Origin of the sequence: Shewanella sp. MSW (assembly GCF_007636515.1) — a bacterium.
GTDB classification, from domain to species: Bacteria; Pseudomonadota; Gammaproteobacteria; order Enterobacterales; family Shewanellaceae; genus Shewanella; species Shewanella indica.
This window is the reverse complement of sequence record NZ_LVDR01000023.1, coordinates 24685-39008: the sequence shown is the minus strand read 5'-3', so window position 1 is coordinate 39008 and position 14324 is coordinate 24685. Positions and strand designations below refer to the sequence as shown.

Below are 14324 nucleotides of genomic sequence, written 5' to 3'. Positions count from 1 at the left end.
AAAATGTTATGCTTATCACACTTAAAACGATAATAAGGCCTGAATCAACATAGGGCCACTAACTCTGAGCCGGAATAAAGATGTCCACAAGGAATTCCACCACTACGGACAGGGAAGTCTGTCTGCAATCCACCGACGAACTCATTTCCACCACAGATCTTCGCGGCGTTATCACTTACGTCAACCCTGCCTTTGCCAAGATCTCGGGTTTCTCTGAAGTCGAGCTATTGGGCCACAGCCACAACATGGTTCGCCATCCCGACATGCCCAAGGCAGCCTTTGCCGAAATGTGGCAATGCCTCAAGGCGGGCCAATCCTGGCGGGGATTGGTCAAAAACCGTTGTAAGGATGGTGGTTTTTACTGGGTCGATGCTTTCGTTTCCCCCATCTTTGAACAGGGAAAAATCATTGGTTATCAATCCGTCAGGGTTAAGCCCAGCCAAGAGACTGTTAAGCGGGCCATCAAAGTTTACCACCGTCTGAACCAAGGGAAAGAAGTCAAAGATCCACTGACGCTGACACAAAAACGCTTGCTTTCAGCACTGATGGCTGGGGCTGGTCTGCTGCTCTGTGGTTATATTTGGGGATGGGGAGTGATGTTGGCCGGGGCCATATTGATGGCGCTCAATCTGGCAATCTTCTATGACGAAGCCTTTCGTATTCCCGCCCGACTGATGACACTCAAGCAAGAGTACGACTCTATCAGTCGCTTCATCTATGCCGGGCAAGACACCTCATCTGTGCTCGAATTCCAGTTACAACGTAAAGCTGCCATGCTTCAAGGCGTATTGGGCAGGACTCAGGATCAAGCTCTGAAAACCAATGATATTGCCGCTCAGTTGGTGGTGGCCACCGAGCAGGCCAGAGTCGGCATGGATCTGGAGCAGCAACAGATGCATCAAATTGCCAGCGCTATCGAAGAGTTGCACGCCACAATCAGTGAGGTAGCCGACAATACTCAGGCTACTTCTGGCCGTATAGATGAGGCTTATGGCCTCTGTCGTCAAAGCCGGGATGTGATGCATCAGAACAGCAAACATATTCTCCACCTAGCCGATGATGTTGCCAGGGCGGCTTCCAATGCCAAGCATCTGAACGATGAAGCTCAGCAAGTTGCCAATGCCATGTCGGAAATCGATGCCATTGCCGATCAAACCAACTTGCTGGCCCTCAATGCAGCCATAGAAGCAGCCAGAGCCGGTGAACAGGGACGCGGCTTTGCCGTAGTCGCCGACGAGGTCAGAGCCTTGTCGGCTCGAACCCAAGAGTCCACCAAAAGCATTTCAGCCAGCATAGAGACTATGTTCAGCATGCTGACCAAGTGGGCCACTGAGATGGAAGCCAGTAGACACCAAGCACAGAAATGTGCAACCGAAGCATTATCGGCAGTAGAGTCCATCAACACAGTTAACCAGGGAATGAGTGAAATACACGATCTCGCCAGACAAAATGCCGTGGCAGCCACTCAGCAGGGGCAAGTGGTACAGGAAATAGCAAGTGGCATCCAGATGATTCATGGCGCCACCCGTGACAACGTTTCTGCCCTAGGTCAAGTAGAGCACGCCGTATTGCAATTAAAGGCCAGTGCCGACAGGTCATTGAATCTGAGACAAACCTTCGGTTAAGGCTCAATCCTGGACTTGACTCGAGCAACAATTATTTAACTATTTATTTTTGAAGACTTTTTTATTAGGAACTGCTCAAACAATAATTACGCAAATACTGCTAATAACTATGCTGTTGTGATCAAAGAGACAGAACTGACAGCGAATGAATTTACATAGCCGCATTAAGGGGGTAATCTTGCCCCCTTAAATTCTGGGGCTGGCTGAATGAAAATGCATCCAAAGCCAATATTGCCCCTGGCGAGTAACTTTTTACTCATTCATTAGTGTAAATTCAGGGTGTAACAAACGTGGCAAACGAAAAACAACCCCGCAACATAGCAACCATACTCACCTTCCTGGTGCCATCCCTGCTCGGTGTCTTACTCTTTATGACACCTATCAGTTATAACAACGAACTGACGATCCCTGTAGCTGTGTTGGCCGGTGAACTCAAAGGTTTGCTCAATGATTATCTGACCGGCATAATTTGCGCCATAGTAGTATTTATGGCCACTGCCAGTGTATTGGTAAAGCTCCTTCGTCCCGGCTTCGTCCGCCACAGCAAGTTTCTTAACTCTCTGTTGAATATCAGCCCTGCCTGGCTCTTGGTTAGAGTATTGGGAGCAATATTTATCTGCCTGACCTTCTTCCAGGTTGGCCCTGAGATACTCAGAGCCGATTCCACCGGCGCCTTGGTAATGAATGACCTGCTGCCGCTACTCTTCTGTGTGTTCTTTTTTGCCGGTATGTTCCTGCCTTTATTGCTCAATTTTGGCCTGCTGGAACTCTTCGGTACCTTACTGACCAAATTGATGCGACCGGTATTTAACCTGCCGGGACGCAGCGCCATCGACTGTATGGCCTCTTGGCTCGGGGATGGTAGCGTTGGTATTCTGCTCACCAGCAAGCAGTATGAAAACCGCTTCTATACCCAACGTGAAGCGGCGGTTATCGGCACCACCTTCTCGGCAGTCTCTATCACCTTTACCCTTGTGGTGCTCACTCAAGTAAAACTGCAGGCGATGTTTGTGCCCTTCTACCTGACGGTCTGTCTGGCCGGTATTGTTGCCGCCATAGTTGTGCCCAAGTTGCCGCCGCTGTCACGCAAAAAAGATCTCTATATTGATGGCAGTCCCAGGCAGAAAGATGATGAGTCACTGCCGCAAGGCCATAACTCCCTGTCCTGGGGGCTGGAACTGGCGCTCACCAAGGCAGCCAATACCGGCGGTATATTCAAGGTGCTCTCCGAAGGGGTAAAGAATGTCATCGATATGATCTTCGGGGTACTCCCTGTCGTGATGGCAATAGGCACCATAGCTTTGGTCATCGCCGAATACACCCCGGTATTTGACTATCTTGGCATGCCTTTTATTCCGCTGCTGGAATTGATGCAAATCCCCGAAGCAACACAGGCCTCCAAGACTATAGTCGTTGGGTTTGCCGATATGTTTATCCCCTCGATTCTGGCCACCAGCATAGAAGCCGACATAACACGTTTTGTGATTGCGGCGCTGTCGGTCACCCAATTGATCTACATGAGTGAAGTAGGCGCTTTGCTTATCGGCAGCAAGATACCGGTGAAAATTTGGGAGCTGTTCGCCGTCTTCCTGCTACGTACTCTGGTCACCCTGCCGGTAATTGCCGGAATGGCACATCTGCTGTTCTAGGGGCAATGTAACCTAACCTCCCGACAACGGCCGCTACATGCGGCCGTTTTTGCAGCATCAACTATGAAATCCCCCCCCGTAAGTATCTGTGTCACCGCGGCTTCGCATCTGGCAGAGAATGTTAAAGCCTTCAACAAGTGCTTGTACGCCAAGGATGTCGATCAGCAAGATTTGCGAACAGTACCAAAGTGAAATGGCCGATTACAGCCGACTGATGCTGACTAACCTGGAGCGCGCCGCCAAGCGGAGCCGCAGCTTCAAACAGCTCTCCGTCGAGAGAGTCCCATGAACAACTGCGGGAATTTAAACTGGTGACTCAAGTGCTTGGCGGCGAGATCCGCCTGATCAGTGCACCGGGGCATGGCAGCGAATTCCGCATCATATTGCCAAATGATATCGAGATGAGTTCGGGGCGTCACAATAAGGTCATCGAGACGTCACTTCAAGGTCAAATAACTGACTTAGAGTCTTTCACAGTCAAACCCGTTTCACTGGTTTTATCCAGGAGCCGCGATGAAAGACAGCAAGTCATTGGTCAACAAACCATCGACATTTCGCCCATACTCCCGCCGCGCAGCCGAGCCTGTCATCAAGCTCAACGCCCTCTGGCTCTCGGATATTCACCTGGGCAGCATTGACTGCAAGGCCGAATACCTGCTGCACTTCCTAAACAGCGTTCAGCCCAAGGTGCTGTATCTGGTGGGGGACATAGTCGATATCTGGGCCCTCAAACGCCGGGTATTCTGGCCCGAGAGTCACAACCAACTGCTGCAAAAACTGCTGCAGATGGCACAGAGCGGCATCAAGCTGGTGTATCTGCCCGGCAACCATGACGAGCTGTTTAAGGACTACCATCAGCTGCAACTCGCCGACGTCATTATCAGCAAAGAGTACCGACATCAAACCCTGAGCGGCAAAACCTTGCTGATGCTGCATGGCGATCAGTTTGACTCCGAAGTCTGTATCGGCCGCATCACCGCCCGCCTCGGCGATCACCTCTACGATGTCTTGATGTTTCTCAACCGCCAACTGCACAAGGTTCGCCGCCGTCTCGGGTACCCCTATTGGTCTTTGGCCGGTTTTATCAAGCAAAGAGTCGGCAAGGCCCAGCAAGCCATCAACAGTTTTCGCGAAGCCGTGGTGCGCTATGGCCGCAAGCAGAAGGTGGACGGCATCATCTGTGGCCATATTCACCAGCCCGAGCTCACGGAAATGAGCGGCTTTATCTATGCCAATGATGGTGACTGGGTAGAGAACTGCACCCTATTGACCGAAACCCTCGAGGGCGAGCTGCAACTCGAGCGCTGGAATGAACAACTGGGCCGGACCGAAGTACTGAAACGCTTCGCCTGGCAGAGACAAGAACAACAAGCTGCTTAAATCAGGTACCCCATTATGATGTTTACCGTCGATAAAGTTGTGGAATCCAATCTGCCCAATATCAACAGCAAGCCTTGGCTCGCCAAGCCAACCAAGGCCTTACTGCGTTATCTGCTCAATGAGCGGGAGTGCAATGATATCGCCGGCCAATTCAGTTTTCTCAAGGGCGTGGATTTTGTTGAACAAGTGCTGGAAAGCTTTGCCGTCAGCTATACTGTGCCGGACAGTGAGGTGGAAAACATTCCCCATCAGGGCCGGGTCGTTATCTTCGCCAATCATCCAATAGGTTCGCTGGATGCTCTGGTGCTGATAAAACTTATCAGCGAAGTCAGGCCTGACATTAAAGTAGTTGCCAACGAGCTGCTGATGACACTGACGCCACTGCACAACATCCTGCTGCCGGTTCGCAATATGACAGGCGGCACCCCCAGACAACACCTGGAGAAGATCCATCAACATCTGCGTAGTGAAGGCGCTGTGCTCATCTTTCCATCGGGTGAGGTTTCCCGGCTCAGACCAAACGGCATTCGCGATACCCAGTGGCAAACCGGCTTCCTGAAGATGGCTATCAGCTGCAATGCGCCGCTGCTGCCCATGTATGTCGATGCCAAGAACTCGGCGACCTTTTACGGCGCTTCCATGTTATATAAACCTTTGGCTACCCTGCTGTTGGTCAAGGAGATGTTTAAACAAGCCAGTAACACTTTGCCGGTGCGTATCGGCGAGCTTATCCCGGCAGAAGCGGTCAGCGGCAGTAACTTCCCGCTCAAAACCCGGGTCAGTCTGCTGAAGAACCATCTCTATCGCATCGGCAAGAATCGTAGCCCACTTTTCAACACCCAGAGCGCCATCGCCCATCCGGAAAAACGTCGTGAGTTGCAACAGGCTTTACTGCAGTGCGAGCAGCTTGGTCAAACTCAGGATGACAAGCAGATTTTCCTCTACCGCCATCAGGGCAGCAGCCCTGTGATGCGGGAGATAGGTAGGCTGCGGGAACTGGCTTTCCGCGCCGTAGGTGAAGGTACGGGAAAACGCAGAGACATAGACAGGTACGACTCCAGTTATCTGCACCTGGTGCTCTGGGATCCCAAGGAGCTGGAAATAGTCGGCGCCTACCGCTTTGCCGAAGTTGCGAACTTGCACAGTGCCGGAGAAAGCCTCTACAGTGAGTCACTGTTTCACTATCAAGCTGAATTTTCGCCCTATTTCACCAAGGGCCTGGAACTCGGCCGCAGCTTTGTACAGCCTAAATATTGGGGGAAGCGCAGTCTCGATTACCTCTGGTACGGCATAGGTGCCTTTCTGGCTCGTCATCCCGGCTACCGCTATCTATTCGGCCCGGTGACCATAAGCAACCAACTGCCGGCACCAGCCAAGGAGATGTTGGTGCACTTCTACCTGCAGCAGTTTCCCTGTAAGACACAACTGGCACAGTCTTTCGCGCCTTTTGGTCTGTCACCTGAGCGCCAGACTGAGCTGGACAAACTCTATATCGATTCGGATTATCAAGACGCGTTTAAACAGCTCAAGCAGACCCTTGCCAGTATGGGAGCCGCTGTGCCAACTCTCTACAAGCAATACGGCGAACTTTGTCAGCCTGATGGGGTGCGCTTCCTCGCCTTTGGAGTGGATGCCGACTTTGCCGACTGTATCGATGGCTTGGTGCTGGTGGACTTGGACAAACTCAAGTTCAAAAAACGCAGCCGCTATATCGATTGCCATCTGCAGGAGCTCAATCAGCAAGATGAAAATGCTCTGAGTTAGCATTATTGACAGGGCTCTGATATAACAAAGGAAAGGTTATGGAGGATCCCTATGCAGCTCTGCATCGCCGATATCATGATCACTCGGGTTGTCACAGTGGAAATGGACGATCGCCTGAGTGTGGCCAAAGAGATATTTCATCATGCAGGCTTTCATCACTTACTGGTAGTGAATGATGAAGGCAAGCTGGAAGGCGTCCTGTCCGAACGTGATCTGCTGCGGGCCTTAAGCCCCAACCTTGGCAGCGATACCGCCAGCAGCAGAGATCTGGAAACCCTCAATAAGCGGGCACACCAAGTAATGAGCCGTAACCCTGTAACCGTTGCGCCACACGTAGGCCTGGCGCAGGCTTCCAGGCTCTTATTGGAGAAAGATATAGGTTCACTGCCGGTACTGGAAGACGGCGAAATTGTCGGTATAGTGACCTGGAAGGATCTATTGCGAGCCTATTGCTGTTAACCCGAACTGGCTCAAGTGTCATGACTTAGGGAAAATTATCTTAGAGTCATCTCATCCAACTTACGAGCCTTCTCAGAGCTGAATGCTTCCTTGAGCAACACACACTCTCTGGCTTCCCTGATAAAGTAACGCTTACCGCGGGCATCCTTTAACGACTTACCGCTCAAACGCGCCATAAATAGCTGCTGCTTGTCCAAGTCCCAGCGATAAAAGGCAATCTGCTCTCCCTTGCTGGTAATCAAGTGACATTTAACATCCTGCCGCTCGGCGGCTTGGGCTGTAAATAGCATACCGGGCAGTAGGAGCAACAAACCATATTTAATTGATCTAATCATTTCCAACACTCCGTTGAAGCACCACTTTTAATCCCGGCATCGGTCAAGGTCAGCGTTTTACACTTACTGTCGCGGCTGGCCTGCGCTCCTTGTGCCGTTGCGGTCAGGGTGAAATCCGCTGTGCCGGTTGACGCGATACTGTAATGACCATTCTCAGTAATAAAGGGACTGGCATTGAGCCCCAGTTTGGTCATATCCGTGGCATAAGTGCGATTATCCAAATAGTATTGCTCCTGCAGATTGGCCAGTCGCATCAAGGCCGCATGAGCCTCGGAGCGAGTACTCTTGGCAATGTACTGCACATAAGATGGATAAGCGATAGACGCCAGTATGCCGATAATGACCACAGTGATCATGACTTCTATCAGGGTAAAACCCGCTGGTCTTTTCATCTCTTATCCTACTCATTTACATGGTAATAAATTCGATTGGTCGTTAAACCACTTCCCAGAGAAATTGTTCCTTTACAATCACCATTTTCACACTCACCCTTTCCTACGCCGATAATATATGCAGTAGGATCCTCATCAGTCTCTGGTTTAGGGATAACTATTTGAGGAGTATCTGGCACTCTCTCCCCAACATCATAAAAAACTTCACTAAAACTGCGTGTTCCCTTATGCAAGTCAAATACATATAAACGGCCTTGACCGGCAAATCCACATATCCCTGCATCTAAATCTATATCTGAATTAACTGGCGGAACAAAAGATGTAAAATACACCTTGCCGTCAAAAATTAATGATGCTGATAGGGATTTTTCCCCTGAAGATCCAAAATTATAAAACCATCCTCTTTTTGTTCCAAAGGCAACATCCTCAGATTGAGATGCAGGAGCCGACGACGTAACATCATACAAATCTTCAAGACCCAGTGGCTGTGGAGTACCGTCTGAAAAATATTGAGTCACAACATTTCTATCTTGAAATACATAAAACATATCGTCTGTTGCTGTACCTAGAGGATGAGTTCGATTCCCGCTACCAATAGCTACTGCATCATAAGGGATATTTTGATAACTTAAAGCCCCATTATCACTATGTATATTGCTGAATTGAGTCTGAGCCACAACTGGCTCAACAAAAAACATTCTATCATTAGGAGAACCTGAGGTAGCAATAGAGGCAAACATAAAGATAGGCCATTTAGACATCTCATTACTAGGCATATCGACTCGCCATATTTGCCCACTCACATCTGAAGCGTAAATTCGGTCACTTAAACCGTCATTATTACTATCAAGTACTGCGACTCTATTGGGAATGCTACTCATCCCAACTTCAGACCATTTCTTTATCAGTTCACCAGTAGCAGCATTGATTATATATATAGCATTACCAGCTCCTCCAGAAAAAGCCATCCCCCCGCCAATTATCAACACTGGGCCACTAACACCTGGGATATGAGTAATGACAGGTTCAGACCATGACTCACCTAGCTCCTCAAACCCAGCACTGTCAGAATTAATCATCCATTTAAAAACTGGGCTATCTGGGTTTGTTATATCTAATGAATAATATGAACTCCCCCCTCTTCGCATACCTAAATAGACCCAAGCCTTAGACACTTTTCCGGCTGAGTCTGTTTCAGTATAAGCGATAGGAGACAAATCCATTCCATAAACACTATGTACTCCAGTTTCATAGTTTCTACGCAACTCAGGGACATTTCCCCATAATTCATTGGGTATGAATGCCCATGACTCTTGAACATTACCAATAGAATAATCACCGCTTCCTGAATCTGAGTCTTTAAACATGTGTACTAAACCCTGATTAGTACCAATTAGTATTCTAACATCAAGATTTTCTCCTTTATCATCTGGAGTTCCACCAAAGTTAATTGCCAAGGGTTTGGAGTGGAGAGGATCACCCATTATATCTTCTCTAGCTTCTGATGTAATGCTATCACCATCATCATCATCCACATCAACGCCATATAACCAATCTAGATCATCTTGAGAGTAAGCAGAGCTAAAGCTTGAGCTTTTTAAGTCTACCAAACCATTGCCTACATTAGTCTTTATCGCTCTACCTTTTAAACTATCCTGTAAAGTTGGAAGCACTCCGCCTGAGTTAACCTTATTACCATCAATCTTATTCCCAGAACAAGCGTTCCAATAAGTACACACGGTCGGTGCAATATTTCCGCTAGGATCAATTGCGTTAGTAGTGCCGCCAGGAGCAACAATTTCTCCAGATGAGTTAACTTTAAGCTTCTTAAGATTACCGCTCCACCTGGGCCCCTCACCGGGTAAAAACATCGCGAAATAAGCAGAATTATAAGTTTGAGTTTTATCAAAGTTATTGCTGGCAATACTTGGTGAGGTAAAAGAAGAGTCTATTGATAAAATTGACTTCAGAGCATCATCCATAGCTCCAACTAAATCTAACCCAGTTTTAGCAACATAATAACCTTTAGATATACCATTGTCATTTCTTGGATTACCTCCTCTAAAAGCCGCCTCCTCTAAAAGAGCTGCGGCCGTCTCCGCGCCTTCGGAGAAACCTATTGTAAAAACTCGCACATTCTGTTTATTATCTATCCCGGTTGAGTCTTTAATACCTTTAACCAAGTCATTGTTATACATGTAAGCAGCTAATGCTGGAAAATAACTAACCTCTTCCTCACCATCATCATTCACAAACTCAAACCCAGAATAATCAGCAGCACTATCTGAAGATGAAGTCAAAGATAAAATATTCGCATTAGCGCTATTATCTAAAGTTGGTGCTCCATCTGTAATATAGATAACATATGCGGTATCAGGGCATTTTTTAAACGGTGATGAGTAATTACCTGAAGATATAATACTTGGCGGGTTATTAGGAATGTAGTCATCAATATTGAAAAGACCTTTCCCATTAGCATCTTTATTGCCATATGTTACAGGCCCACCACTAAAGTATTGATATGCTTCATACAATGTTTCACATAAGGGGGTATTGGTCTGCGCCGGCATACCATTAATTAATGATGTAAGACTGGTTAGATTACCATCGGTCATTTCCGCTATATCGAATACGATTCTACCACCATTCGCATCACCCTCTTCAGGGTAGTTAAGATTAAATACGGCTAAACCCGCATCGATTGGAATAGCCAAATCTGTAAGAGCTGAAACTAAAGCCTCCTTTGCGACCTCAAGCCTTGTTCCAGTTCCACCACTATTTTTACCATCTTCAGTTGTTGTTACCCACTCATACCAAACTAGATAATGAGCAGTATACAGGGTGACAGGAGACCCCTTTCCGAAATCAGTATGGTCTAAGCTGTACTGACTAGCGACATCGTCCGTATCTACTGTATACATATCTTTTGAATCTATAGGATACCCTAAACGAAAATCTCCACCCTTCTTATTTTTCCCAGGATTGCCAGGATTTTCATTTAATACATCCTCGTAACAATCAACAATCTGCCCTTGATTAAACCCTTCATTATCTGCCAGAGAATACCATTTACCGGAATTCCCTTTCAGTTTAAACTCCCGCAAATAGCCAGTATATCGCCCTCTAGAAGTTAATGCATCAGCGGCAAGCTGACAATTATTATTATCACTATAAAATCTACGGGACTCTGTTGGGTCATCAGGCACAGGCATAGTACTCGTATTATCTATACCTCCAGCGTTCCAATATATACCTTTTTCATTAATATAGCCTGCATATCCAGTAAGGTAATCAGAAAAACCATCAGCGTACGTGCAACGTTTATTATTATAATCTTCTTCAGAGCAGTATGAACTTATAGCATTTTCATCTTCGGTGGACATACTCCCCGAATTATCGAAGATAAATAGCACTTGCGGACGTTTACCACTTCTGACTGTAGAATCAATTAGGTAAAGTTCTGTATCATCAGCAATAGTAACTCCAGAAACTACAACCATGGCCATCAGAACACTTAGTAATAGTTTATTAAACATAATTTTAGTTTCCTGTAAGTATTTGCTGTTCAACTCCGGATGCAACCGTTAACGAACCTAGGCTATCGCGGCCATAACTGACTGTACTTGTTATCTGAAATCGGCGACAACTCACTAAATTGGCTCCGGTAGCATTGGAGGTTCTTTGACAACTAACATCCTTCACCCCTGTTTCCGGTAAAGGCGAAATAACCTGCTTACCATAAAATCTGTCCAAACCCACTTCATCTTTAACATTCGCAAATGGCGCCCCGGCATACTCTGTAATAACCGCCTGCAACCCACCATCGGCCAAGGCTTTGGCTTCCACCCGCTCGGCACCGGCGCCGGCCATGCGCAGCGACTGACTGGAGTTAACCGCCAGTGCCACACCAATTAAGGTCAAAATAATCAGGAGGATAAGTGCAAAAAAAAGTACAACTCCCCGCTGCTGCCTTATCTTCATCTACTTAATTCCTTATCAACACCGGGTTTTCAAGCACCACAGTGGTCGAAACCACCTTACGGCGGAAGTGATCAGGTTTTACATTGTCATTCTTGTCAGGCCTTGGGTATGTAATTGTTTTATCGCCTATTTGATAGGTATTCTCATTTATATATGCCTTGTCCTCTGCAACTGAACGTACCAGTAAAAAGACTCTCAAGGCCACAATTCGCTGAAACAGCTGGTTATCCCACATTAGATCCGTCACACTCTGCACCGGCATAAAGCTATCGGCTGTGTCATCACCATCCTCATCAAACCCATAGAGAATGCGCATATTCTCTATGCCTTCGACCAAGGGTTCGTCCACATCCATTCCATTTTTAGAAAGTGATTTGCGGGTCAGAACCGGCACGCCGTTATTGTCTTTGATAAAGTAGACATGGTGTTGATATTCCCACACCCTTTGGTTTTCAAGGGCGGGATCTGTATCGTTAAAAAACACCGCCTGGCTGGCCGTTGTCGCTACCCGAAAACCACCGCCGGTACCGGGAGGCCCCACCAGACGTTTAATCTGAATCACATCTGTCCTATCAATCACTGAACTGACACAGCTCAGTGAGCCGGTACTCACCCCGGCCTCATAGCCCCAAAGACGTCTGAAGTGGGCAGGTTTATCATTAGGCAGAGTGGCGTTGTTGAGCCCCTCGCCGGTGCAATCTGTCCCAACTGTATTATCGACCCGAGTATTGGTACCCAGCACAAAGTCTGTACCCGTCATATCTCCGAAGAAACCTACCTGACTCAGATCCGGTACCATGATAGCCAGCGCGATACGGCCATTTTCCTGCAACTGATTGAACTGCCCTGTGGTAGTAACATTGGTGGCAGACATACTGAACATGGCGAACAAGCCTAGTGTCAGAAACAGGCTGATAACCATGGCCACCATGAGCTCAACCAGAGAAAAACCCGACTGCTTTGAATTTGTCACACTCATCGCCTTAACCTTGGTTAATCACAGTCTTGAGGATAAAAACCCGCCGACGCTTCCCCAGGCTATCGCCGCAGTCAGTCGCTTCATAGGCGGTGCCGGCGGTTTCCTGAATGCCTCGCCATGCCATCACGATAGTGACATCACTGCCTTTGACAGTCAGACAAGCAGTGGCGCTATCGAGGCCGCCGACATTCCGGCTATCTGCCTTTTCAGCAGCGCCGGTAAAGAGCTCCTGCCATTGGTAAAGATCCCAAGCCAAAGTCTCGGCAGTAGTGCAGGTCACAGTGGCGCTAAGGCCCACATCACAGGATTTTGCAGGGGCACTTCCGCTTCCATCATAGGAGCCCTCATAACTACTCAAAACCTTGTTATTGAGCTTCATTCGATTGAGGATATCGTTGGCAAAGTAGGCAGCCTGAGTCTGTTGAAATGATTCAAAGCTGGCGCGCTTGGCTACTATATGTAAGTTAAATATCCCGATAAGCCCTATCACCAAAATGACGAGCGCTACCATAACCTCAATCAGAGAGAACCCCTCCCTGCGTTTTTTCATAGGTGTCAAATCTCCAGACAGCGCCATGTTTTTGACAATAAATTCAGCCTATTAGTTCTTTAATATCTTATAGTTAGCTAAACGCAACAATAATACCTGTTAATGATAGTTGAGTCGAATGTAAATCGCCAGTAACAAGTATCGCTAATAAATTCAAGCCTGATAAGAAGTATTTTTTCCATAAAAAAAAGAGGCTTAGATAGCCTCTTTTTAAAATGCTGTTCGCTTAAATAAGCGCGATAAACTCGCGGTTTCTTACCTTAGCTCAACCGGTACGGCAAATACGGTATCTTCCTTGCGCCCTTCCACTTCGGTCACCACGCTCGGCGCCAATTTAGCTATAGCCTCAACAACCTGCTGCACCAACACCTCAGGAGCAGAAGCCCCGGCAGTAACCGCAACCTTGCTGACACCATCAAACCACTCACGTTCTACATCATCGGCGTTATCGACCAGATAGGCCTGAGTGCCAGACTTGAGCGCCAATTCCCGCAGTCTGTTGGAATTGGAGCTGTTTTTGGAGCCAACCACAATCAGCAAGTCCACATCCTGGGCCATTTTACGTACCGCATCCTGACGGTTTTGGGTCGCGTAGCAGATATCGTCTTTCCTGGGCCCTTCAATCGAAGGGAACCGCTTCTGCAGCGCGGCAATAATATCCAGGGTATCATCCACCGACAGCGTGGTTTGGGTAACAAAGCAAAGGTTGTCCGGCTCTTTCACCTGCAATGCATCCACGTCGGCCGGAGACTCAATGAGATAGACTCCCCCTTCAGGGTTATCGTACTGCCCCATGGTGCCTTCCACTTCGGGATGGCCGGCATGACCGATAAGAATGCACTCAATACCCTTGCGACTGGCGCGGGTCACCTGCAGATGCACCTTGGTCACCAGAGGACAAGTGGCATCAAACACCTTAAGACCACGACGCTTGGCTTCATTGCGCACCGCCTGCGACACCCCATGAGCACTGAAAATCACTATGCTGTTGTCGGGCACCTGATCCAGTTCATCGACAAAAATCGCCCCCCGCTGCTTGAGATCTTCAACCACATAACGGTTATGCACTACTTCATGGCGCACATAGATAGGCGGGGAAAAGAGTTCCAGCGCCCGTTCCACTATGCTGATAGCCCGGTCAACACCGGCACAGAAGCCTCTGGGATTGGCCAGTAATATGTTAAGACCGGTAGATTTTGCTACTGACATA

At 47.9% G+C, this 14324-nt stretch carries 13 protein-coding genes; 6 read left to right on the top strand and 7 right to left on the bottom strand.

Going from position 1 to position 14324, the window contains the following annotated elements:
- Positions 1-80 precede the first annotated feature (80 nt).
- The 6 genes from AYI96_RS18710 to AYI96_RS18690 all read left to right on the top strand — a co-directional run bounded on the left by AYI96_RS18710 (position 81) and on the right by AYI96_RS18690 (position 6877).
- Positions 81-1625 carry a methyl-accepting chemotaxis protein gene (locus AYI96_RS18710; protein WP_039034874.1) on the top strand — a complete coding sequence of 515 codons (1545 nt, stop codon included), beginning with the start codon at positions 81-83 and terminating at the stop codon, positions 1623-1625.
- Positions 1626-1915: 290 nt separating this feature from the next.
- On the top strand, positions 1916-3274 hold the full coding sequence (locus AYI96_RS18705; RefSeq protein ID WP_144362135.1) for a YjiH family protein: 1359 nt from the start codon (positions 1916-1918) through the stop codon (positions 3272-3274).
- 154 nt (positions 3275-3428) lie between these two features.
- Entirely contained in the window at positions 3429-3563 is a 135-nt protein-coding gene (locus AYI96_RS20635; protein ID WP_260853031.1) for a hypothetical protein, read from the top strand.
- Positions 3564-3787: 224 nt separating this feature from the next.
- Positions 3788-4654 (top strand): UDP-2,3-diacylglucosamine diphosphatase, encoded by an 867-nt coding sequence (locus AYI96_RS18700; protein WP_144362134.1) that lies wholly within the window; start codon positions 3788-3790, stop codon positions 4652-4654.
- Between the two features lie 15 nt (positions 4655-4669).
- Positions 4670-6418, top strand: a complete 1749-nt coding sequence (locus AYI96_RS18695) for a lysophospholipid acyltransferase family protein (protein WP_313955000.1) — start codon at positions 4670-4672, stop codon at positions 6416-6418.
- A gap of 51 nt (positions 6419-6469) precedes the next feature.
- Positions 6470-6877, top strand: coding sequence for a CBS domain-containing protein (locus AYI96_RS18690; protein WP_071477011.1), 408 nt, complete (start codon positions 6470-6472; stop codon positions 6875-6877).
- Positions 6878-6912: 35 nt separating this feature from the next.
- On the opposite strand, the gene AYI96_RS18685 is transcribed toward AYI96_RS18690, so the two are convergent.
- The 7 genes from AYI96_RS18685 to ispH all read right to left on the bottom strand — a co-directional run bounded on the left by AYI96_RS18685 (position 6913) and on the right by ispH (position 14323).
- Positions 6913-7212 (bottom strand): TapY2 family type IVa secretion system protein, encoded by a 300-nt coding sequence (locus AYI96_RS18685; RefSeq protein ID WP_101094699.1) that lies wholly within the window; start codon positions 7210-7212, stop codon positions 6913-6915.
- The gene (locus AYI96_RS18680; protein ID WP_039034878.1) at positions 7209-7604 is read right to left on the bottom strand and encodes a type IV pilin protein; all 396 of its coding nucleotides are present in this window, start codon (positions 7602-7604) and stop codon (positions 7209-7211) included. Before AYI96_RS18680 ends, AYI96_RS18685 begins: the two co-directional genes overlap by 4 nt.
- A gap of 8 nt (positions 7605-7612) precedes the next feature.
- Positions 7613-11140 carry a pilus assembly protein gene (locus tag AYI96_RS18675; protein WP_144362133.1) on the bottom strand — a complete coding sequence of 1176 codons (3528 nt, stop codon included), beginning with the start codon at positions 11138-11140 and terminating at the stop codon, positions 7613-7615.
- A gap of 4 nt (positions 11141-11144) precedes the next feature.
- On the bottom strand, positions 11145-11579 hold the full coding sequence (locus AYI96_RS18670) for a PilX N-terminal domain-containing pilus assembly protein (RefSeq protein ID WP_071477019.1): 435 nt from the start codon (positions 11577-11579) through the stop codon (positions 11145-11147).
- A gap of 10 nt (positions 11580-11589) precedes the next feature.
- Entirely contained in the window at positions 11590-12564 is a 975-nt protein-coding gene (locus AYI96_RS18665; RefSeq protein WP_144362132.1) for a PilW family protein, read from the bottom strand.
- A gap of 4 nt (positions 12565-12568) precedes the next feature.
- Entirely contained in the window at positions 12569-13114 is a 546-nt protein-coding gene (gene pilV / locus AYI96_RS18660) for a type IV pilus modification protein PilV (RefSeq protein WP_144362131.1), read from the bottom strand.
- Positions 13115-13369: 255 nt separating this feature from the next.
- Positions 13370-14323 carry a 4-hydroxy-3-methylbut-2-enyl diphosphate reductase gene (ispH, locus tag AYI96_RS18655; protein ID WP_039034882.1) on the bottom strand — a complete coding sequence of 318 codons (954 nt, stop codon included), beginning with the start codon at positions 14321-14323 and terminating at the stop codon, positions 13370-13372.
- Between the last annotated feature and the right edge of the window lies 1 nt (position 14324).